This window comes from uncultured Sphingopyxis sp., from assembly GCF_900078365.1.
Lineage (GTDB): Bacteria > Pseudomonadota > Alphaproteobacteria > Sphingomonadales > Sphingomonadaceae > Sphingopyxis.
This window is the reverse complement of the sequence record NZ_LT598653.1, coordinates 2,936,152-2,955,485: the sequence shown is the minus strand read 5'-3', so window position 1 is coordinate 2,955,485 and position 19,334 is coordinate 2,936,152. Positions and strand designations below refer to the sequence as shown.

General features: G+C 65.6%; 23 protein-coding genes. 8 read left to right on the top strand and 15 right to left on the bottom strand.

What is annotated here, in order from left to right:
- Positions 1-37: 37 nt before the first annotated feature.
- Entirely contained in the window at positions 38-1,153 is a 1,116-nt protein-coding gene (locus QZL87_RS13690; protein ID WP_295320348.1) for an OmpA family protein, read from the top strand.
- A 234-nt stretch (positions 1,154-1,387) separates the two neighbouring features.
- Positions 1,388-1,828, top strand: a complete 441-nt coding sequence (locus QZL87_RS13685; RefSeq protein ID WP_295320345.1) for a biopolymer transporter ExbD — start codon at positions 1,388-1,390, stop codon at positions 1,826-1,828.
- Between the two features lie 22 nt (positions 1,829-1,850).
- Here the strand turns inward: QZL87_RS13685 and QZL87_RS13680 are convergent, their stop codons facing one another.
- On the bottom strand, positions 1,851-2,387 hold the full coding sequence (locus QZL87_RS13680) for a DUF1993 domain-containing protein (RefSeq protein ID WP_362987480.1): 537 nt from the start codon (positions 2,385-2,387) through the stop codon (positions 1,851-1,853).
- A 20-nt stretch (positions 2,388-2,407) separates the two neighbouring features.
- Entirely contained in the window at positions 2,408-4,207 is a 1,800-nt protein-coding gene (locus QZL87_RS13675; RefSeq protein WP_295320340.1) for an ABC transporter transmembrane domain-containing protein, read from the bottom strand.
- 173 nt (positions 4,208-4,380) lie between these two features.
- Here QZL87_RS13675 and phaZ point away from each other — a divergent pair, with 173 nt between their 5' ends.
- Positions 4,381-5,601, top strand: coding sequence for a polyhydroxyalkanoate depolymerase (gene phaZ, locus QZL87_RS13670; RefSeq protein WP_295326891.1), 1,221 nt, complete (start codon positions 4,381-4,383; stop codon positions 5,599-5,601).
- A 208-nt stretch (positions 5,602-5,809) separates the two neighbouring features.
- Here phaZ and QZL87_RS13665 read toward each other — a convergent pair whose 3' ends face one another.
- The gene (locus QZL87_RS13665; RefSeq protein WP_295320338.1) at positions 5,810-6,205 is read right to left on the bottom strand and encodes a YkvA family protein; all 396 of its coding nucleotides are present in this window, start codon (positions 6,203-6,205) and stop codon (positions 5,810-5,812) included.
- 24 nt (positions 6,206-6,229) lie between these two features.
- Between QZL87_RS13665 and QZL87_RS13660 the strand changes: the two genes are divergently transcribed.
- A complete protein-coding gene (locus QZL87_RS13660; RefSeq protein ID WP_295320335.1) occupies positions 6,230-7,219 on the top strand; it encodes a dipeptide epimerase in 990 nt (329 codons plus the stop codon).
- 74 nt (positions 7,220-7,293) lie between these two features.
- On the opposite strand, the gene QZL87_RS13655 is transcribed toward QZL87_RS13660, so the two are convergent.
- Together QZL87_RS13655 and QZL87_RS13650 are read right to left on the bottom strand one after the other, a co-directional pair.
- The gene (locus QZL87_RS13655) at positions 7,294-7,758 is read right to left on the bottom strand and encodes a pyridoxamine 5'-phosphate oxidase family protein (protein ID WP_295320333.1); all 465 of its coding nucleotides are present in this window, start codon (positions 7,756-7,758) and stop codon (positions 7,294-7,296) included.
- Between the two features lie 69 nt (positions 7,759-7,827).
- Positions 7,828-8,223 (bottom strand): VOC family protein, encoded by a 396-nt coding sequence (locus QZL87_RS13650; RefSeq protein ID WP_295320331.1) that lies wholly within the window; start codon positions 8,221-8,223, stop codon positions 7,828-7,830.
- Between the two features lie 86 nt (positions 8,224-8,309).
- On the opposite strand from QZL87_RS13650, the gene soxR reads away from it, so the two are divergent.
- Complete coding sequence (soxR, locus tag QZL87_RS13645) at positions 8,310-8,780, top strand: redox-sensitive transcriptional activator SoxR (protein ID WP_295320329.1); 471 nt, start codon at positions 8,310-8,312, stop codon at positions 8,778-8,780.
- 263 nt (positions 8,781-9,043) lie between these two features.
- Here the strand turns inward: soxR and QZL87_RS13640 are convergent, their stop codons facing one another.
- The 8 genes from QZL87_RS13640 to QZL87_RS13605 all read right to left on the bottom strand — a co-directional run bounded on the left by QZL87_RS13640 (position 9,044) and on the right by QZL87_RS13605 (position 15,554).
- Entirely contained in the window at positions 9,044-9,334 is a 291-nt protein-coding gene (locus QZL87_RS13640) for a putative quinol monooxygenase (protein WP_295320327.1), read from the bottom strand.
- A gap of 17 nt (positions 9,335-9,351) precedes the next feature.
- On the bottom strand, positions 9,352-9,900 hold the full coding sequence (locus tag QZL87_RS13635) for a carboxymuconolactone decarboxylase family protein (protein ID WP_295320325.1): 549 nt from the start codon (positions 9,898-9,900) through the stop codon (positions 9,352-9,354).
- A gap of 37 nt (positions 9,901-9,937) precedes the next feature.
- Positions 9,938-11,119 (bottom strand): acetyl-CoA C-acyltransferase, encoded by a 1,182-nt coding sequence (locus QZL87_RS13630; RefSeq protein ID WP_295320321.1) that lies wholly within the window; start codon positions 11,117-11,119, stop codon positions 9,938-9,940.
- 65 nt (positions 11,120-11,184) lie between these two features.
- Positions 11,185-11,643 carry a MaoC family dehydratase gene (locus QZL87_RS13625; protein ID WP_295320318.1) on the bottom strand — a complete coding sequence of 153 codons (459 nt, stop codon included), beginning with the start codon at positions 11,641-11,643 and terminating at the stop codon, positions 11,185-11,187.
- Positions 11,644-11,721: 78 nt separating this feature from the next.
- A complete protein-coding gene (locus tag QZL87_RS13620; protein ID WP_295320317.1) occupies positions 11,722-12,933 on the bottom strand; it encodes a mechanosensitive ion channel domain-containing protein in 1,212 nt (403 codons plus the stop codon).
- 32 nt (positions 12,934-12,965) lie between these two features.
- Complete coding sequence (locus QZL87_RS13615) at positions 12,966-13,976, bottom strand: DNA topoisomerase IB (protein WP_295320314.1); 1,011 nt, start codon at positions 13,974-13,976, stop codon at positions 12,966-12,968.
- A 38-nt stretch (positions 13,977-14,014) separates the two neighbouring features.
- Positions 14,015-15,397 (bottom strand): putative O-glycosylation ligase, exosortase A system-associated, encoded by a 1,383-nt coding sequence (locus QZL87_RS13610; protein WP_295320312.1) that lies wholly within the window; start codon positions 15,395-15,397, stop codon positions 14,015-14,017.
- Entirely contained in the window at positions 15,390-15,554 is a 165-nt protein-coding gene (locus QZL87_RS13605; RefSeq protein WP_295320309.1) for a hypothetical protein, read from the bottom strand. The genes QZL87_RS13610 and QZL87_RS13605 overlap by 8 nt, the downstream gene beginning before the upstream one ends.
- 65 nt (positions 15,555-15,619) lie before the next feature.
- Here QZL87_RS13605 and QZL87_RS13600 point away from each other — a divergent pair, with 65 nt between their 5' ends.
- Together QZL87_RS13600 and QZL87_RS13595 are read left to right on the top strand one after the other, a co-directional pair.
- Entirely contained in the window at positions 15,620-16,825 is a 1,206-nt protein-coding gene (locus QZL87_RS13600; protein WP_295320307.1) for a TIGR04063 family PEP-CTERM/XrtA system glycosyltransferase, read from the top strand.
- Between the two features lie 54 nt (positions 16,826-16,879).
- Positions 16,880-17,734, top strand: a complete 855-nt coding sequence (locus QZL87_RS13595; RefSeq protein WP_295320305.1) for a hypothetical protein — start codon at positions 16,880-16,882, stop codon at positions 17,732-17,734.
- Between the two features lie 197 nt (positions 17,735-17,931).
- Here the strand turns inward: QZL87_RS13595 and QZL87_RS13590 are convergent, their stop codons facing one another.
- Together QZL87_RS13590 and QZL87_RS13585 are read right to left on the bottom strand one after the other, a co-directional pair.
- Positions 17,932-18,258: a hypothetical protein gene (locus QZL87_RS13590; RefSeq protein WP_295320302.1), complete on the bottom strand. Its 327-nt coding sequence runs from the start codon at positions 18,256-18,258 to the stop codon at positions 17,932-17,934.
- A complete protein-coding gene (locus tag QZL87_RS13585) occupies positions 18,255-18,518 on the bottom strand; it encodes a hypothetical protein (protein WP_295320299.1) in 264 nt (87 codons plus the stop codon). The genes QZL87_RS13590 and QZL87_RS13585 overlap by 4 nt, the downstream gene beginning before the upstream one ends.
- Before the next feature lie 141 nt (positions 18,519-18,659).
- On the opposite strand from QZL87_RS13585, the gene QZL87_RS13580 reads away from it, so the two are divergent.
- Positions 18,660-19,328, top strand: a complete 669-nt coding sequence (locus QZL87_RS13580; protein WP_295320296.1) for a S24 family peptidase — start codon at positions 18,660-18,662, stop codon at positions 19,326-19,328.
- Positions 19,329-19,334 lie beyond the last annotated feature (6 nt).

Sequence of the window (19,334 nt, the reverse complement as noted above, 5' to 3'; positions counted from 1 at the left end):
GCCGAGACGTATATCTCAAATTGAAAGGGGAATTACTATGAGGAAGCTTGCCGTCGCTGTGGCGTTGGCCTCCACCACCCTGGCGTCGCCGGTTCTTGCGCGCGACAACTCCTGGTATGTTGGTGTTGGTGCCGGCGCAATGCTCGTCGAGGACCTGGACCTCGATATCGGCACCTTCAACAATGCCGGTTCGCTCGATCATCGTGCTGGCTATGATGTCGAAGGCACCGTCGGTTACGATTTCGGCGGTTTCCGCGCGGAAGTCGAAGTCGGTTTCCGTGAAGCCGACATCAAGTCGGGCCGTTTCACGACCCCCGGCATTCCGACCACCCCGGGTGGCGCTGGCACCTTTACCGGTAACACCGACCTGAACGGCGATTCGAACGCGCTCAGCTTCATGGTCAACGGCCTGCTCGACTTCGGTGACGACGACGGCCTTCAGGGCTTTGTCGGCGGCGGCGCCGGTGTCGCCCGCGTTTCGGTCGAACCCGTTTTTGCCGGTCCGTTCCTCGACGATTCGGACACGGGCTTTGCCTGGCAGGCGATCGCGGGCGTCCGCGCTCCGCTGAGCGACAACATCGACGTTGGCCTGAAGTATCGCTTCTTCAACGCCGACAATCTGGATCTGGTCGATCAGACGGGGCGCGACGTTTCGACGCGCTTCCGTTCGCACTCGATCCTCGGCACGCTGACGTTCAACTTCGGTGGCGCTCCGGAGCCGGTGGCACCCCCGCCGCCCCCGCCGCCTCCGCCGCCTCCGCCGCCTCCGCCGCCTCCGCCGCCGCCGCCGGTCGTGGAATGCGCACCTGGGCCGTACATTGTGTATTTCGACTGGGATCAGTCGAACATCACGCCGGAAGCGGCTTCGACGCTCGACAACGCGATCAGCGCCTACAACCGTGGTTGCACGGGTACGCAGGTCATGCTCGCCGGTCACGCCGACCGTTCGGGTTCGGCCACGTACAACGTCGGCCTGTCGAACCGCCGCAACGACGCGGTTCGCAGCTACCTGACCGCTCGTGGCATCTCGGATGGCTCGATCAGCGCGCAGGGCTTCGGCGAAACCCGCCCGGCCGTTGCGACCGCCGACGGCGTCCGCAACGACCAGAACCGTCGCGTGGAAATCACTTACGGTCCGAACTCGGGCATGTAAGACCGGTTTCCATCCCCGACGGGGACTGGAAGAAAAGAGGGGCGGTGCCGAAAGGCGCCGCCCTTTTTTATGCGATTTTGCGCGAGGGTGTTCGAAGTCCTTTCTCGATTTTCCTTGCTTGTCCGATATTCTGATATATCGTTACATAGAGGGTGCGGGCCGATCCCGCGCCCTCGATGCGGGGGCGGGGCGCCCATCGATTGCGGCGCTCGCTCCCCAAGCGGGAGAGAGACGATGCGCAGACGCCGCAGCATGTTCCATCGCAGCATTTTTCGCGCCGACCCCAATGGCGATCCCGACATCAACACCACGCCGTTGATCGACGTCATGCTGGTGATGCTGGTAATGTTCATCATCACCATTCCGCCGCCGACGCACAGCGTCGACGTGATGCTGTCGAATGGCGAAGTCCTCCCCGGGGAAATACTCGACCAAAATCGGGTCACAATCGATAGGCGCGACGTGATCCGCTGGAACGACGAAGCGATCGACATCGCCGAACTGGGCGTTCTGGTAAAGCAGGCGTCGGAGCGCGCCGAGCCGGCGGCGATCCTGCTCGAACCCGATGCGCGGGCGCGTTATCTGCGCGTCGATGAGGCAATCGGAGCGATCCGGCGCAACGGCGGGACCAAGCTCGCCTTTCCAGGTATCGAGAATTACGCCGGGCTGATCTGAGATCGGGGCGCCACGTCGCCGATCAGGCGGCGGGGGCCGTTCCCGGGCGGAGGTGGCGCATCATATAGACGACATAATCGGCCTTGCCGAGCGGGACGCCCATGTGGCGCAGGATCGCATAGGCCGCAATGCGGTGGAAGTAGAATTGCGGCTGCGCCCAGTCGCGGACATAGTCGCCGGCGCTGAGGTCGAAGATCATGCCGTTCGGCAGGTCGAAGCTCACTGCCCGCTCCATGTCGCCGCCGAGCGCGGCGCGATCGACGCCATCGAGGACTGCCAGCGTCGCAGCGATTTGCTCCTGCATTCCGGCGAAGTCGGTCGCATCTTCGGGAAGTTCGGGAATCGCGATGCCTCCGAGGCGGCTCAGGGGTTGCAGCGCCTGAATGCAGGTGAACCGGATCTGCGAGGCGAGTGGAAACATGTCGGGAGCGAGCCGCGCGACCGAGAACTGCAACTCCCCGATGCCGTTATCCGCGCCCCACGCGCTTGCCTTCGACAATTCGCCCGACAAAGCCTTCAGGCCGTTTTGATAGGCCGGTACGGTCAGGTCATAGAGCATCGTCATTTCCTTCGATCTGGTCAGGCGGCGGCGAGATTGTCCTGAAACTGGAGCCGCGCGAGGCGGGCATAGAGGCCGTCGGCGGCGACGAGTTCGTCATGTTTGCCTTCTTCGACGATGCGGCCGTCGTCCATTACGATGATGCGGTCGGCGGCGCGCACCGTCGCGAGGCGGTGCGCGATGACGATCGTCGTGCGGTCCGTCATCAGCGTTTCGAGCGCATCCTGCACGAGCTTTTCGGATTCGGCGTCGAGCGCCGAGGTCGCTTCGTCGAGCAGCAGCAGCGGCGCGCGGCGGAGCAGCGCGCGCGCAATCGCGACGCGCTGGCGCTGGCCGCCAGAGAGACGGGCGCCACCTTCGCCCATGAAAGTGTCGAGGCCTTGCGGGAGCTTGCGCAGAAATTCCTCGGCATTGGCGGCGCGTGCGGCCGCCCAGAGCTCGTCATCGGTCGCACTCCAGTTGCCGTAGCGCAGATTATCTCGCGCCGAGGCGGCGAAGATCACCGTTTCCTGCGGCACCATTGCGATGCGCGCGCGGATGTCGGCGGGATCGGCCTCGGTAAGCGGGACGCCGTCGAGAAGAATCTGTCCCGCCTGCGGGTCATAAAAGCGTTCGGCGAGCTGGAAGAGCGTCGACTTGCCGGCGCCCGAGGGGCCGACGATCGCGACCGTCTCGCGCGGGCGGATCGCGAGGCTGAAGTCGTGGAGCGCCGGCGCATCGGGGCGGGTCGGATAGTGGAATTCGACGTCCGCATATTCGAGCGTTCCGAGCGGCGGTTCGGGGAACGGCCGCGGCTTCGCGGGCGGAGCGATCGTCGCTTCGGCGTTCAGCAACTCGCTCAATCGCTCGGCGGCGCCGGCGGCGCGGAGCAGGTCGCCATAGACTTCGGTGAGCGCGCCGAACGCTCCCGCGACGAGCCCGCCGGTGAGGACGAAGGCGGCGATCGTGCCGCCGGTGATCGTGCCTTGCGCAACGCCTTCGGCGCCGTACCAGAGCAGCGTCGTGATCGCGCCGAACAGCAGGCCGATCACCGTCGCGGTGATGATCGCACGAAGGCGGATGCGGCGCTTCGCGGTCGCGAAATTGGCTTCGACCGCGACCGAGAAACGCTCGGCTTCGCGTGTTTCCTGACCAAAGGCCTGAACGATCTTCATCGCTCCCATCTGTTCGGCGGTGGTCGCGCCGATGTCGGCGACGCGGTCCTGGCTGGTCCGCGAAACTTTCTGGAGCCGTCGGCCGAGCAGCACGATCGGCAGGATGATCACCGGAATGCCGAGCAATATGCCCGCGGTGAGCTTTGGCGACAGGCTGAACAGATAGATGACGCCGCCGATACCCATCACCATGTTGCGCAGCGCCACCGAGACGGTCGTCCCGACGACCTGCTCGATGATCGCGGTATCCGAGGTCATGCGCGAGGCGATTTCGGACGGACGGTTTTCCTCGAAGAAGCCGGGGGCGAGGCGCAGCAGGTTGCGCTGGACCGCCTGGCGGATGTCGGCGACGGTGCGTTCGCCGAGCCAGCTGACGAAATAGAAGCGCAGCGCGGTAGCGAGGGCGAGCGCGACGCAGATCGCATAAAAGAGGCGGAAATGCGGTGCGACGTCGCCGCCGCCGGCGATGAAGCCGCTGTCGATCATTTCCTTGAATTGATAGGGGATTGCGAGCGTCGCAAGCGCGGCGACCCCGAGCGCGATTGCGGCGACGATCAATTGCAGCGGATAGCGGCTGGCATGTTGCCACACCATGCGCAGGCTGCCGAGCTTGCGGCGGGGTTCGGCTGGTGCGTTCGCGGCGGAAGGATCGGACTGGCTGACCATCGCACCGGCCCTAGCAGCGGCGGGGACCGCGCTCAACGACGCAGAATGGCGCCGCGCTTCAAAGGGCGTGAAGCATCGCAAAATGATGCGTTGCACAATGACGATGATTGCCTAGAGTGTGAAGCATCAGGGCGCCGGAAGAGTGCCCATATGGACGCAAGGAATATCAATTGATGCTGTACCACGCCTTTGACATGCAGAAAAACTGGCTCGCGGGGGCGAGCGCGCTTGCCACGGCGGGCGCGCAGGTGATGCAGCATCCGGCCAATCCGCTCGGCTATTTCGGCGGCAGCCCGATGTTCGCCTCGGCGCTCGAAGTCTTCGCGCATGCGGCGGCGCCGCGCGGCAAGCCGGGGTTCGAACTTTACGATACGGTCGTCGATGGCGAAACGGTGCGCGTGGCCGAAGCGATCGAGGCGCGCAAGCCCTTCGGCCAGCTCAAGCATTTCAAGCATAAGGGCGCGAAAGGCGCGCCCAAGCTGCTGATCGTCGCGCCGATGTCGGGCCATTATGCGACGCTGCTGCGCGGGACGGTCGAGCGGATGCTGCCCGGGCACGACGTATGGATCACCGACTGGCGCGACGCACGCAACGTGCCGCTGGAGGCGGGCAAGTTCGACCTCGACGATTATGTCGACTATCTGATCGGCTGGCTCGAGCATATCGGTCCGGGCGCGCATGTGCTGGCGGTGTGCCAGCCGTCGGTGCCGAGCCTTGCCGCCGCGGCGATCATGGCGGCGGCGGGGCACAAATGCCGGCCGAAGACGCTGACGATGATGGGCGGGCCGATCGACACGCGCAAGGCGCCGACCGCGGTGAATCAGCATGCGACGACGCGGCCCTATGCCTGGTTCCAGGAGAATGTCATCGCGACCGTGCCGGCCTATTATCCGGGCGCCGGCCGCCGCGTCTATCCGGGCTTCCTGCAGCTTGCGGGCTTCATGTCGATGAACCTCGGCAATCACATGATGAGCCATTGGGAGATGTTCAAGCATCTGGTCGAGGGCGACGGCGAAGGCGCCGACAAGACCAAGGAATTCTACGACGAATATCGCGCGGTGTGCGACATGACCGCCGAATTCTATCTGCAGACGGTCGATGTCGTGTTCCAGCGCCACCTGCTGCCAAAGGGCGAGATGACGCACCGCGGTCAAATAGTCGACGTCGGCGCGATCGAGGACATTGCGATCCTCGCGATCGAGGGCGAGCGCGACGATATTTCGGGGATCGGCCAGACCAAGGCGGCGCTGACGCTCGCGAAGGCGCTGTCCGCGGCGCAGAAGAAATATCTGATGGCGAAGGGTGTCGGGCATTACGGCATCTTCAACGGCCGCAAATGGCGCGAGGAGATCGCGCCGGTTGTGGAGAAATGGATCCAGACGCACGGCGGGTAGCGGCCATTAGCGACCGGTAGCGGACATTGATCCTCCCAGTCGCGCAGCGATGGGGAGGGGGACCGCGCCCGCAGGGCGTGGTGGAGGGGCCGTGACGGCGCGTCATAGCCCCTCCGTCAGCCCTTCGGGCTGCCACCTCCCCATCGCTTCGCGACAGGGAGGAGTTTAGGGCAGCTCTCCACCCCCAAGCAGGTATTTCGCCTGAGGCTCAATGCCAGGGTGAAATCCGCACGCCCCAATAGACGATGTAGAGCAGCCCTGCCCAGATCAGCAGGACGAACGCCATGCCGGCGCGGCTCGATGGGCGCTCGCTTGCGGTTTCGGCGGCGGCGTGGAGTTCGGCCCAGAGCGGAGCGGGGATCGATCGCCGGACGATGAGCAGGCCGAGCGGGACGATGACGAGATCGTCGAGCCAACCGAGCACCGGAATGAAGTCGGGGATGAGGTCGATTGGCGACAGCGCATAGGCGGCGACCGCGACCGCGAGGATGCGCGCGAACCATGGCACGCGCGGGTCGCGCGCCGCGAGCCAGGCGGCCTGCGCCTCGACCGCGAGACGGTGGCCGAGATCGCCGATGCGTTCGGAAAGGGATTTGCCGGTCATGGCGATCTACACTAGCCTTTCCATATGGCTATCCAACTGAAAAGCGCGCGCGTCGAGCGCTGGGCGGTTGCCGGCGAGTTCGTCATCAGCCGCGGCGCCAAGACGCATGTCGACGTCGTCGTCGCCGAAATCGAGGGCGAAGGCGCGGGCGGGCGCGGCGAGGGCACACCCGTCTATTATCTCGGCGAGGATGCGGCGGGATGCCGCGACCAGATATTGCTCGCCGCGCCGCATATCGCCGAGCTGGATGCCGCCAGCGCGCGCGCCGCGGTGCAGGAGCTGATGGCGCCGGGCGCGGCGCGCAACGCGCTCGATTGCGCGCTATGGGATCTGGAAGCGCGGCAGCGCGGACTCCGGCTCTGGCAGCTTGCTGGCTGCGACGGGGCGCCGACCGCACGGGTCACGGCCTATACGATCTCGCTCGGCACGCCGGGCGCGATGGCCGAACAGGCGGCGACGGCGGCGGCCGACGGCTATCGGCTGCTCAAGATCAAGCTGACCGGCGAGGATGATCGCTTGCGGGTTGCCGGCGTGCGCAAGGGTGCGCCCGAGGCGCGGCTGATCGTCGATGCGAACGAAAGCTGGGGCGGGATCGACATATTGAGCGAGGCCGAGGCGCTCGCCGACATGGGGGTCGAGATGATCGAGCAGCCGGTGCCGGTGGGCGCCGACGCGCTGCTCGATCCAGTTTACGCGCCGCTGCCCTTTGTCGCCGACGAAAGCTGCCAGACTGCCGCCGACGTCGCGCGGATCGGTCCCTTTTATGACGGGGTCAACATCAAGCTCGACAAGGCGGGCGGGCTGACCGAAGCGCTCAGGATCGCCGACGCCGCCGACGCGGCGGGGTTGTCGATCATGGTCGGGTGCATGCTGTCGACCAGCCTCGCGATCGCGCCGGCGTTCGTGCTCGCGCAGCGCGCGCGCTGGGTCGATCTCGACGGTCCCGCGCTGCTCGCGCGCGACCGCGAGGGCGGGTTCGAGTTTCGCGAGGGACGGATCGGACCGCCCCTCTAGCCCGCGAAGGCGAGCGCCGCTGAAGAGGCTGCGCAAGGCCGATGACGGCCCCCGCCTTCGCGGGGGCGACGCCTTTAAAGCGCCACGGTGGCGTGCTGGCCGAGTTCACTTTTCTTCATCGTCATGCCGGTGGCGAGCTTGAACATGCCCTTGACGCTTGGGTCGGCGGTCCAGATTTCGGCGTCGTCGAGGTCGAAACGCAGCAGGACGAGCTTGGGATCGTCCTTGCCGTCCGGATACCAGGCCGCGATGCTGTTGTTCCACAATTTGTCGAGCACCGCGCGATCATTCTCCCGCACCAGCGTTCCCGAAATGCAGGCGAACAGGTCGTGGCCTTTCGAGGCGAATTGCGCCATCGCCGGACCACCCGCCGCGAGGCGGTTATCGGTCGCAGTGAAGAACCAGAAGGCCCCGTGAGCATCCTTGTCGAGCTGTGCGTTCATCGGGATATGATGCTCGCGTTCGCCGGTCGCGCCGACCATGAGATAGGGGCTGGCGGCGAGGGCTTTCCAGAACTGCTTCTTGATGTCGTCGCTCATGGGAACGGCTCCTTTCGTTCCCCCCCTTGATGACCGATCAACGCCGCAGATGGCCGGTCGTTGCCCGGTTCAGCGCGGCCGCGGCTCCGCATAGCTGACGACTTCATATTCGATGCCGTCGGGATCGAGGAAATAGAAGCGGCGGCCGGGTTCATAGTCGCCATGGCTGAACGGGGTGAGCCCGACCGCCTTCACGCGCATCTCGATCGTGTCGAGATCGTCGACCTGCACCCCGACATGATTGAGCGGTTCGCCCTTGGGATAGCGTATATCCCCCTGCTCGCCGTCGGGACCGGTGTAGAGCGCGACATAGGCGGCTTCGCTGCCGAGGTGAATCGTGCGCCCGCCATCGCGTGCGGGGCCGCGCCAACGTTCGTGCCAGCCGAAGATCGCCGACAGGATGCCGGCGGTGCGGTCGGGATCGCTGACGGTCAGATTCACATGCTCGATGAAGGGATGCGTCACGAAAAAGCTCCTGATTCGGGTTGACGCAGCGGCTTATGAAAGCTCAAGTGAGGTTTAGATCAAGCGAAAAGCGAGGAGTGCGTGTCATGCACCGGACCGACCTGATCGCCATCGGCGAACTCGCCGCGCGCACCGGCGTCGCGGTGTCGGCGATCCGCTTTTACGAGGCGAGGGGACTGATCGAGGCGCTGCGCACCGGCGGCGGGCAACGTCGCTTCCTGCGGGCCGACATTCGCCGCGTCTCCTTCATCCTCATCGCGCAGCAGATGGGGCTGAGCCTCGAGGAAATCGGCGACGAGCTTGGCCGATTGCCCGCGGGGCGTACGCCCAACGGCGCCGACTGGACGCGGATCAGCACCGGGCTCCGCGCGCGAATCGACGCGCAGATCGCGGCGCTGACGCGAACGCGCGGGCTGCTCGACCAGTGCATCGGCTGCGGTTGCCTGTCGCTCAAGAAATGCGGGCTCTACAATCGCGAGGACAAGGCCGCGCAGCGCGGCGCCGGGCCGCGTTACGTGATCGGCGACCGGGCCGGGGAGATTGCGGAGATCGGCTGACGACATAGCGGTGGGGGGCAGCCATTCCCTACCTTCGTCATTCCCGCGAAAGCGGGAACCCAGTGTGGGATCAGCCTACGCGCGTTCTGGGTCCCCGCTTTCGCGGGGATGACGATGTAAGAGGCCCGCAATCGGTTGATTTCAGCCCCTCGTTATCCCGGACTTGATCCGGGATCCACTCTTTCCACGCTGCGTGAATGGACCTCGGATCAAGTCCGGGGTGACGATGTAGGATAGGTCCGTAATCGGTCGATACCCGCCACTCAGGCTGCGCTTAGCGTCTCGATCTCGGGCGCGCCCGCAAGGCACGGGCCGAGTTTTGCGCCGAGGGTGCGGAAGTGGTCCGAGGCGCGGTGCGCTTCGACGGCGGTTTCGTCGTCATAACATTCCATGACCTTGTAGACGCCCGCCTCCGCGGCGCGGAACAGCTTGTAATAGCTGTTGCCGGGCTCGTTCGCGCGGACGGCGGCGGCGAGTTCGGCGAAGACGCCTTCGAAGGCCTCTTCCTTGCCGGGCTGCACGCGCAGGGTCGCGATGATGCCGATGCTGCTCATCTTCTCTCCTCTTGTAATCAGGCCCTCAGGTCGGGATCGACGGTCCAGCCTTCCTCGACCTGGATGCCAAAGCTGTTCAGGATCATCGATACCTGGGTGTATTGGCCGACGGTCATGACGAGGTCCATGCGACCCTTGTCGCCGAGCGGCGCCAGCGCGGCCCATGTCGCGTCGGTCAGGAAATGGCCGATCGTCAGTTCGTCGGTCGCGCGCAGCATCGCGCGGTCGAGGTCGTTCCAGCCTTGCCCATCGGGGCCGGCCTTGATCCGCTCGATCTCGGTTTCGGAAAGGCCGCAGTCGAGCCCCATGCGCTTGTGCTGCGTCCATTCATAGCCCGAACGGCAATTATAGCCGGTACGCAGGATGACGAGTTCGCGATTCCGCGGGCTGAGCGCGTTGCGCTTCGACAGGATATAATTGCCCCAGCCGAGAAAGGCGGTGAGCGCCTTGGGCGCATGGGCAAGGGTGCGGAAGATGTTGAGGATCTTGCCGCCCCCGACCTTGCCGCCATCGGTGGCAAGAAAGGGTTCGAGCGCGGCGCGCTGATCGGCATCGAGCCGGTCCAAGCCGACCGGCTCGATACGCGGTGCGTTCAAACGCAAATCAGAAGACCTCGAACAGGCCCGCTGCGCCCTGACCGCCGCCGATGCACATGGTGACGACGGCATATTTGACGCCGCGGCGCTTGCCCTCGATCAGCGCGTGGCCGACGCAGCGCGCGCCGGTCATGCCGAACGGGTGGCCGATCGAGATCGAGCCGCCGTTGACGTTGAGCAGCTCGTTCGGGATGCCGAGCTTGTCGCGGCAGTAGAGGACCTGCACCGCGAAGGCTTCGTTGAGTTCCCACAGGCCGATGTCGTCCATCTTGAGCTCGAAGCGTTCGAGCAGCTTGGGGATCGCGAAAACCGGGCCGATGCCCATTTCGTCGGGCTCGGTGCCCGCGACCGCCATGCCGACATAACGCCCCAGGGGCTGCAATCCCCGTTTTTCCGCGACCTTGGCTTCCATCACGACGCAGGCCGACGAGCCGTCGGCGAGCTGGCTCGCATTGCCTGCGGTGATCGTGTGGCCTTCGCCCATCACCGGCTTCAGGCTCGCGAGCCCTTCGAGCGTCGTGTCGGGACGGTTGCACTCGTCCTTGTCGGCGACGACGTCCTTGAAGCTGACTTCCTTGGTTTCCTTGTTCACCACCGCCATCGTCGCCTTGCACGCGACGATCTCGTCGTCATATTTGCCCGCGGCCTGCGCGGCGGCGGTGCGCTGCTGCGACTGGAGCGAATATTCGTCCTGCGCTTCGCGGCTGATGTTGTAACGCTTCGCGACGACCTCGGCGGTGCCGATCATCGGCATATAGGTGTCCTTGTGCATCGCGATCAGCTCGGCGTCGGTCTCGATGAACACCTTGCCGCTGCCGCTGACCTTCGAGATCGACTCGATGCCGCCGGCGACCGCGATGTCCTGCCGGTCGACGATGATCTGCTTCGCGGCGGTCGCGATCGTCATCAGGCCCGACGAGCACTGGCGGTCGATCGACATGCCGGGGACGGTGACGGGCAGGCCGGCGCGGAGTGCGACGAGGCGGCCGATGTTCATCGTCTGCGATCCCTGCTGCATCGCGGCGCCGAACAGCACGTCGTCGATCTCCCCGCCTTCGAGGCCGGCGCGCTCGACCGCGGCGCGCACGGCGTAGGCGGCCAGCGTGGGGCCTGGGGTCTGGTTGAATTCGCCGCGGTGGGCCTTGGTGATGGGCGTTCGGGCGGTGGAAACGATAACGGCGTCACGCATGATAGGGGTCCTTCTTTCTGGTTCCGGTTATCTTAACGGGGGAGGTCCGCCAGGAAAGCTATGCTTTAGACGAAGAACTGGCTGATCCATTCGGCGATCAGCGCGGGCTTTTCCTCGCCCTCGATCTCGATCGTCACTTCATTGGTCTGCTGCCACTGGCCGGGGCGTTTCTCTTCGAGCTCGAGCAGCTTCACATGGCTGCGCACGCGCTTGCCCGAGCGGACAGGGGCGAGGAAGCGGACCTTGTTGCCGCCATAGTTGACGCCCATCTTGACGCCCTCGATCTTCGGCCCATCGGTACGCGCGCCGAGCATCGGGATCAGCGACAACGTCAGGAAGCCGTGCGCGATCGTGCCGCCGAAGGGGGTGAGCCTGGCCTTTTCCTCGTCGACATGGATGAATTGATGGTCGCCCGTCGCGTCGGCGAACTTGTTGATCATCTCCTGATCGACGAGCACCCATTCGGACGTGCCGAGATGTTCGCCCACTTTGGCTTGCAGGTCCTGCGGCGTGATGGCGGCCATATGTCATCCCCTCAATTGCTGGTTCGGGGCGCGTTCTAGGCCCCTCTTGCCGCGTTGCACAAGGGCCAAGGGCTTTGGCTACGGCGCCGTAGCGTCAGCCTTCGGAGGCTTTGGGGGCTTCATCGTCACACTCTCGGCATAGGGGAGAATCATCGAGCCGTCGGGCGCCGCGGTAAAAGTCGTCTGGGTCGGATAGGCAAATTCATATCCGGCTTTCGCCATCGCTTCGAACAGGCGGATCGCGACGTCCGTGCGCGCGGCGGTGACGACGTCATAATCGTCGCTGAACACGTCGAAGATCAATTCGAAGTCGAGACTCGACGGGCCGAAGGTGACGAAGCTCGAACGGATGAACTCCTGCCCTGCCGTCTTCACCTGCTCCTCGAGCAGTGCGGGCAGGTCGCGCAGCATCGCGGGCGTCGTCTGATAGATCACCCCGATCGTGAAGGTCACCCGGCGGCGATGGAGGTGCGCGAAATTGGTGATCTCCTTCGCCAGCAGATTGGTGTTCGAGATGACGAGGAGCTCGCCGTTGACCGAGCGCAGCCGCGTGCTCTTGAGCCCGATCCGCTCGACCGTTGCGGTGCTCGTGTCATATTTGATCGTCTCGCCGACGCGGAACGGCCGGTCGAAGATGATCGAGAGCGAGGCGAAGAGGTCGGAGAAGATGCCCTGCGCCGCGAGGCCGATCGCGATGCCGCCGATGCCGAGGCCGGCGATCAGGCCGGTGACGTTGACCCCCATATTGTCGAGGATCACGATGCCCGCGATCGCGAACAGCGCGACGCTGATCAACAGGCGGATGATGCCCATCGCATTGCTGAGCGTTTCATTATGGCCTTCGGCGGCGCGGCGTCGGATCAGCCCGAGCAGGATTTCGCGTGCCCAGATCGCGACCTGCAGCACGACCGCGACGATGAAGACGAAATGGATGACCTGCATGATCATCGCGGGCGGCTGCGCATAGCCCGCGACCATGCGGATCGCGACGATCGCGAGCACGAACGACTTGGTCTTGTGGATCACGCGTCCCGCGATGTGGGTGAGCGTCAGCTCGCCCTCAGCCGACTGGGCGTGTTTCAGCGCGAAGCGGCGGAGCATCGACAAGAGGAAATAGATGGCGAGGCCGGCGCCGATCGCCACTCCGATCTGCAGCCAGTGGCTGTTCACCCACGCGGCGCTCATGTCCCAATAGCGTTGCATATCCTCGATCGGGTTGGTCGCCGGGGCCCGGGCGGGCGCGGCTTTCGGGGCGGCGGTGGTCGCGGCGGCGATCGGGAAGAAAGTCATGCAGCGGTCCTTGGGGGTCCTCTAGAATCGGATCAGGCGGATCGAAGCAGCACCGCGGCGGCGGGCGCCTGCTCCAGATAGGTCAAAAATCCGCGCTCGTAACGCGAAAGATAGCGTGTCGCGCGTGGCAGCCTTCCGGCCATCGCCGCAAAGTCCGCGCGCTCCTGCGCCGCCGCGATCATCGCCGGATGAACATAGGCCTTGCGCGCGATCGCGGGCGTGTTGCCGAGGCGGTCGGCGACATGTTCGAGCATGGCTTTCAGCGGCGGCGGCTCGGGCGCGTCGTAAAGGAAAGCAAAGGCCTCGACGCTGGCCGACCAGGTCCGGAAATGCTTGGCGCTGAACTCCTCGCCCATCGCTTCGCGGATATAGGCGTTCACATCCTCCGACCCGACCGCGCACAGGCCGTCCGCATCCTCATATTGGAAGAGCTTCTGCCCCGGCAGATCCTGCAGTCGGCGCACCAGCGTCGACAGGCTGCGGTCGCTGATCGTCACGTCGCGTTTCGCGCCGCCCTTTGCGGCATATCGAAGGCGCAGCGTCCGGCCCGACGCCTTTGCGTGGCGCTGGCGCAGCGTCGTCGCGCCGAAGCTCTTGTTCGCGGCGACATATTCCTCGTTTCCGATACGCAGCGCGGCGAGGTCGAGCAGGCGCACGACCGCCGCGACGATGCGTTCCGCGCACAAGGTCCGCCGCGCCAGATCGTCGGCAAGGCGCGCGCGGAGCAGCGGCAGCGCGTGGCCGAAAGCGGCGCAGCGGTCATATTTGTCCGCCTCGCGCGCCGTCCGGAAGTCGGGGTGATATCGATATTGCTTGCGCCCGCGCGCGTCGTAGCCGGTCGCGAGGATATGCCCGTTCGGTGCCGGACAGAACCAGGCGTCCTCATAAGCCGGAGGCAGTGCAATCGCGTTGAGGCGGTCGATTTCGTCGCGGTCGCGGATGATCTTGCCCTTGGCATCGCGATAGCGCCAGCCGGCCCCCGAACGCTCGCGGCCGATGCCGGGCAGGCTGTCGTCGACATGGACAAGGCGGGTCGCGGCCATGCGTCCATAGCGCCCTGGCGCGCCCAATGGTTCCGGGATCAGCCGGAGTTCGCCACCGGATGGCGCGCGGGAACCTGTGCCGGGCGCGCGGTCAGCGGGCGCCATCCCGCCTCCTGCCCGCGGCGGCGCACATAGGTCGACAGCCCCATTTCGAGCGCGAGCATCATATAGATGAAGGGCTGGAAGGCGATGCCGACGAACAGCGACCCGATCATATAGACGATATGACCATGCTGGAGCGCGGTCGCGAGCGGCGCGATCCATTGCTCCTCGGCGCGCCGCGTCTTGAGGTAGCGGCGGCGGAGCTGTTCCATCCGCAGCAGCCCGACCGCGTGCAGCAACAGCCACAGCGCGAGCCCGGGATAACCCTGTTCGCCGAGCATCTCGAAATAGCTCGAATGATAGGCGCGCGAATGTTCCTCATAGACCGTCGGCTCGTCATTTTGCGGGGCGTCGGGGTCATAGCCGCTCGCCGCTCTTTCGACGCGGACATGGTTCTGGATATAGGCTTCGAAGCCGCCGCCGAAGGGATTTTCCTTCGCATATTCCCACGTCCACGCCCACACCGCGACGCGCGTCGATGCCGACTGGTCGGACTTGTGGTCGCGGATCGTCTCCATCCGCTCGGTAAAGCTTTGCGGCAGGAAGGGGATGGCGGCGACGGCCAGCAGCCCCGCACCCGCCATATAGAGGAAGCGATGCTTCACCGCGCGCAGCGACAGGACCGCGAGGATGACGAGGCAGACGAGCCCGGTGCGCGCCTGCGTGCCGACGGGGAGCAGCGCGCAGGCGAAGACCAGCGCGAAGCAGAAGAGCGACACCCGCCAGTCGGGCGGAAAGATCGTGCCATGCCTGCGATACCAGAAGATCAGCGGGATGATCGAAATGCCCACCGCCGACATGATCGACCCTTCATAGAGGCCGTAATTCTCGTTGAGCAGCAATTGCAGCGTGCCATAGCCGCCGCCGCCCGTCACGGTCTTGATTCCGCCCGCGATCGCGATCGCCGCCGCTGACAGCAGCATGACGAGGACCAGCGATTCGATGCGCAGCTTGGTCCGGAGCGTGAGCGGCAGGAAGATCGCCCAGACGAGCGCCTTCCACACCCAGCTCCATTTGTCGGCGGCTTCGACCGGGAAGTCGGCCTGGATCGTCGTCATCCAGCAATAGAGGAGCAGCGCGACCAGCAGGAATTGCCGTCCCGACCACCGGACATCCTTCTTGTCGTCGACCGCGAGCCAGCCGGTGATCGCCAGCCCGAAGACGATCAGCGAGATCGGGATCGAGTTGATGAGGAAATAGCTGAGCCGCTGCGGCGCGACGATGTCGATATAGCAAAAGCACAGCACGAACAGGAACGGCTTGCGAAAGCCGAGCCCGATGAAGGCGAAGAGAAAGGCGACAAAGGCGATGTCACGCATCGGGGCGGGCATCCGCTTCGGCGCGTTCGGCGTCGCGGCGCTGCTGCCACAGCATGCGCGGGCTCACTTCGCGGTCGAGATCGTCGCGATAGAGCAGGCGCCAGAGTGCAATCGCCATCAAGACGTGCGTCAGGCCAATGGAGAAATTGTCGACCATGTCGGCTCCCGCTACGCGATCTGGGTTGACGCCGCGTTAAGGCTTGTATGTCAGGGACATCAACGATGACCCGAATATTGCATGTCCTCGACCATAGCTTGCCCGCGCACAGCGGCTACACCTTTCGCACCCGCGCGCTGATGAAGGCGCAGCTTGCCAAGGGGTGGGAGGTCGCGGGGGTCACCGGCGTGCGCCATCCCGAACCCGGACCCGATGTCGAAACGGTCGAAGGGCTGACCTTTTACCGCACTCCGCTGATCGCGCCCATGCGCTCGCCGATCCGGGAATGGCGCGAGATCGGCGCCTTGGCGAAGCGCGTCGAGGCACTGGCGAAGGGGTGGAAGCCCGATGTGCTTCACGCCCATTCTCCCGTTCTCGACGGGCTTGCGGCGCTGCGCGCCGGCAAGAAGCTCGGTATCCCCGTCATCTATGAAATCCGCGCATTCTGGGAGGATGCAGCGGTCGGCAACGGCACCGGACGCGAGGGCAGCTTGCGTTACCGGCTGACCAAAAAGCTCGAAACCCATGCGGTAAAGGCGGCCGATGCGGTCGCGGTGATCTGCGAAGGGCTGCGCGGCGACCTGATCGCGCGCGGCATCGACGCCGACAAGATCGTCGTATCGCCGAACGGCGTCGACCTCGACCTGTTCGGCGATCCGCCGCCACGCGACGATGGGCTCGCCGAAAGTCTGGGCCTGGCCGCCGGCGATGTCGTGATCGGCTATATCGGCAGCTTCTACGACTATGAGGGGATCGACGATCTGATCGCGGCGATGCCCGCGCTGGTCGCCGCGCAGCCCGGGGCGCGGTTGCTGCTGGTCGGCGGCGGGCCCATGGAGACCGCGCTCAAGGCGCAGGCCGCGGCCTCGCCCGCCGCGGCGCAAATCCATTTCGTGGGCCGCGTCCCGCACACTGAGGTCGAGCGTTATTATTCGCTGATCGACATTCTCGCCTATCCGCGCAAGAAAATGCGCCTGACCGACCTTGTCACGCCCTTGAAACCGCTCGAGGCGATGGCGCAGGGCAAGCTGGTCGCGGCGTCCGACGTCGGCGGGCACCGCGAGCTGATCGAGGATGGCGCGACGGGGACGCTGTTCGCGCCCGATGACCCGGCCGCGATTGCCGGGGCGCTCGCTCGCCTGCTCGAAAATCGGGCGATGTGGCCCGAACGCCGGCGAACCGCACGTATTTTTGTCGAAAGCCATCGTAACTGGTCATCAAACATTTTACGTTACGAGCCGGTTTACCAGCGATTGCTGCGCGGCGCCTGAGGGCGTTCGATGATAAGTCAGGATGGCCCGGCGGGCCGATGGATTTGGGACGATATGGAAGAAGCCAGCGAGAACCGGGTCAAGGCTGCAGCAACCGAGCTGCTGCGCGCGCTCCAGCCCGCGATTCCGGCGGTGATCGGCGCCGCGGCGCTGACCTTCCTGTTCGCCGCGCTGATGCCCTTTTCATGGGTCGCCGCGATCAGCTGGAATCTTTACCTCGACCGCCTGTCCGATCTGTTCGTCCCGCCGATCGGCAATGGCGGACGGCTCGCGCTCGCGCTCGGCATGTCGGCGGTCGCCGCCGTGATCGCCGGGCTCGTCGCGCTGCTGATCGCGCGACCCGAGGCCGCCGGTCTGACCGCGCTGCGCAATCCTTTCCGCCGCGCCGCCGAAGTGGCGGAGGATGATGACGAACCCGTCCTGACGCGCCGCCGCGTCGATCTGCATCCCGACGATCCGCCGCGCCCGCCGATCCGCGCGGGCCGCGATCTGCCGGCGGGCGGGCTGGGCGCGGTCGGATCGGCCAGCATCTACGAGCCCGCCGAATTCGATCCGTGGCGCGGCGGAGCGGCGGTCGAAGCCTTCGAACAACAGGAAGACGAAGAAGCCGAAGACGAACTGGTCCTCGCCGACCTTGCTCCCGAAGAGGATTTCGGCGACGACGCGCCCTGGTTGCAACCCGCCGAAATGACCGCGCTGCCTCCTTCGCCCGATCCCGCGGATACATCGCTCGGCGCGATGGTCGCGCGGTTCGAGGCGGGGCTGGCGCGCCGGCGTCAGGATGCGGTCGCGAAGGCGGCGATCCCGGCGGCGACGGACTTAGCGGCCGAAGACGAGCCCGAGGTCGATTTCGCGCTCGAAGCCGCGCTCTCCACCCTACAGCGGATGACGCGCCAGTCGGCCGGTTAGACCATGATCGGTTTCGACTAGGATTTGTAGGGATTTCTCGGCGAATCCTTCCCCTATATGCAAAACGCCGAGTGTCCCCGCGAAGGCGGGGACCCATCTCCCGCCGGTTCAAGATGGCGCCGGCGGAAGATGGGCTCCCGCCTCCGCGGGAGCACACAGCCTATTCAGTCAAAGAGGCTCATGCTCTCGGCCAGAGCCTAATCCTCGACCGTCAATATCTCGATCCGCAACGTCTGCGGGTCGGGCCCGCATTCCACCGCGACATCGGCGACGATATGCCCGGGCAGCGTCCATTCGGCCGCCCCGAGCTTGTCCTGCAGCGCGCGCCGCGTCGCGGCCGCATCGCCCGCCGCCAGCGCGCAAGGAAAGATGTGACGCGCGCCGACGAAGCTCGCGCTCGCCCAGGGCCGGAAGGTCGAGGCGCCGGGAGAGAGGCCATGCGGCAATTCGCGCGTCAGCAGACGGCGCAGCCGCCGATGCGGACAGCCGGGACGCGGCGGCAGGGCGGGGGACCAGCGCATCATGCTTCGCTCCCCGCATCAAGGCGCCAGAAGGCACGCGTTCGGCGATCGCCCAAAGGGGCGACATGGCCGACGCGCTGGTCGGCGCGCCATTGGCTCATGAAATGCTCCACGCGGCCTATGATTGCGCGTCCCGGCGCGCGGCCCCTGCGCAGATCGCTGACGAGGCACGGATCGCGCGCCGCGGCCCGGCCGAACACGCTGGGCGGCATGGCCGATTCCTTCAGAAAGGCCTCGATCCGTTGCAACAGACTGCGCTCCATCATGTCCTCCCTGCTCGCGCTCGAAACCGGGCGACTCACCCGATAGGATATTTCCTATCTGTTGACAGTCGATTTCCTACTTGTCTAGGAAAAATCCTCTTGCTAGATACGAAATAGGAAGGACCAGCCCCGCACGATCCCATGACCGATTTCGTTCACGACCCCCGCGCCGCGCTCGATCGCCTCCTCGCCGACAAGGGCATCGATTATGCGCGCCTGTCGCAGGTGATCGGGCGCAACCCCGCCTATATCCAGCAATATATCAAGCGCGGCTCGCCGCGGCGGCTCGCGGAGCAGGACCGTGCCCGCATCGCCGCCTATCTCGGCGTGTCGGAGGCGATGCTCGGCGGGCCGGTGCAGCGCGTCGCGACCCCGGCACGCGGGCGCGGACCCGGGATGGTCCTCGTGCCGAAACTGGCGATCGGCGCATCGGCGGGCGCGGGGGCGAGCGTCGACGGCGAACCGGTCGAGGGCGAGGTCGCTTTCGATCCCAAATGGCTGCGCGACCTCGGCGCCGATCCGCGCGCGCTCAGCATCATTCGTGTCGAAGGCGATTCGATGGCGCCGACCCTCGACGACGGCGACGATATTCTGGTCGATGGCGGGGATGCCGCGGCGCGGCTGCGCGACGGCATCTATGTGCTGCGCATGGACGATGTGCTGATGGTGAAGCGTATCGCGCGCGCGCCGGGGCAGGGACGCATTTCGGTGATCAGCGACAATCCGCATTATCGCAGCTGGGACGATTTGCCGATGGCGGCGATCCAGCTGATCGGCCGCGTCGTATGGACCGGACGGCGGGTGCGTTGATCATCT

Coding starts and splice junctions, on each gene's coding strand:
- QZL87_RS13655 (WP_295320333.1), bottom strand. CDS start 7,758: ATGAGCGACGACATCAAGAAGCAGTTCTGGAAAGCCCTCGCCGCCAGC.
- QZL87_RS13660 (WP_295320335.1), top strand. CDS start 6,230: ATGGCTATCCAACTGAAAAGCGCGCGCGTCGAGCGCTGGGCGGTTGCC.
- QZL87_RS13640 (WP_295320327.1), bottom strand. CDS start 9,334: ATGAGCAGCATCGGCATCATCGCGACCCTGCGCGTGCAGCCCGGCAAG.
- QZL87_RS13675 (WP_295320340.1), bottom strand. CDS start 4,207: ATGGTCAGCCAGTCCGATCCTTCCGCCGCGAACGCACCAGCCGAACCC.
- QZL87_RS13680 (WP_362987480.1), bottom strand. CDS start 2,387: ATGCTCTATGACCTGACCGTACCGGCCTATCAAAACGGCCTGAAGGCT.
- QZL87_RS13600 (WP_295320307.1), top strand. CDS start 15,620: ATGACCCGAATATTGCATGTCCTCGACCATAGCTTGCCCGCGCACAGC.
- QZL87_RS13585 (WP_295320299.1), bottom strand. CDS start 18,518: ATGGAGCGCAGTCTGTTGCAACGGATCGAGGCCTTTCTGAAGGAATCG.
- QZL87_RS13580 (WP_295320296.1), top strand. CDS start 18,660: ATGACCGATTTCGTTCACGACCCCCGCGCCGCGCTCGATCGCCTCCTC.
- QZL87_RS13625 (WP_295320318.1), bottom strand. CDS start 11,643: ATGGCCGCCATCACGCCGCAGGACCTGCAAGCCAAAGTGGGCGAACAT.
- QZL87_RS13605 (WP_295320309.1), bottom strand. CDS start 15,554: ATGGTCGACAATTTCTCCATTGGCCTGACGCACGTCTTGATGGCGATT.
- QZL87_RS13620 (WP_295320317.1), bottom strand. CDS start 12,933: ATGACTTTCTTCCCGATCGCCGCCGCGACCACCGCCGCCCCGAAAGCC.
- QZL87_RS13615 (WP_295320314.1), bottom strand. CDS start 13,976: ATGGCCGCGACCCGCCTTGTCCATGTCGACGACAGCCTGCCCGGCATC.
- phaZ (WP_295326891.1), top strand. CDS start 4,381: ATGCTGTACCACGCCTTTGACATGCAGAAAAACTGGCTCGCGGGGGCG.
- QZL87_RS13630 (WP_295320321.1), bottom strand. CDS start 11,119: ATGCGTGACGCCGTTATCGTTTCCACCGCCCGAACGCCCATCACCAAG.
- QZL87_RS13610 (WP_295320312.1), bottom strand. CDS start 15,397: ATGCGTGACATCGCCTTTGTCGCCTTTCTCTTCGCCTTCATCGGGCTC.
- QZL87_RS13590 (WP_295320302.1), bottom strand. CDS start 18,258: ATGATGCGCTGGTCCCCCGCCCTGCCGCCGCGTCCCGGCTGTCCGCAT.
- QZL87_RS13595 (WP_295320305.1), top strand. CDS start 16,880: ATGGAAGAAGCCAGCGAGAACCGGGTCAAGGCTGCAGCAACCGAGCTG.
- QZL87_RS13690 (WP_295320348.1), top strand. CDS start 38: ATGAGGAAGCTTGCCGTCGCTGTGGCGTTGGCCTCCACCACCCTGGCG.
- QZL87_RS13685 (WP_295320345.1), top strand. CDS start 1,388: ATGCGCAGACGCCGCAGCATGTTCCATCGCAGCATTTTTCGCGCCGAC.
- soxR (WP_295320329.1), top strand. CDS start 8,310: ATGCACCGGACCGACCTGATCGCCATCGGCGAACTCGCCGCGCGCACC.
- QZL87_RS13665 (WP_295320338.1), bottom strand. CDS start 6,205: ATGACCGGCAAATCCCTTTCCGAACGCATCGGCGATCTCGGCCACCGT.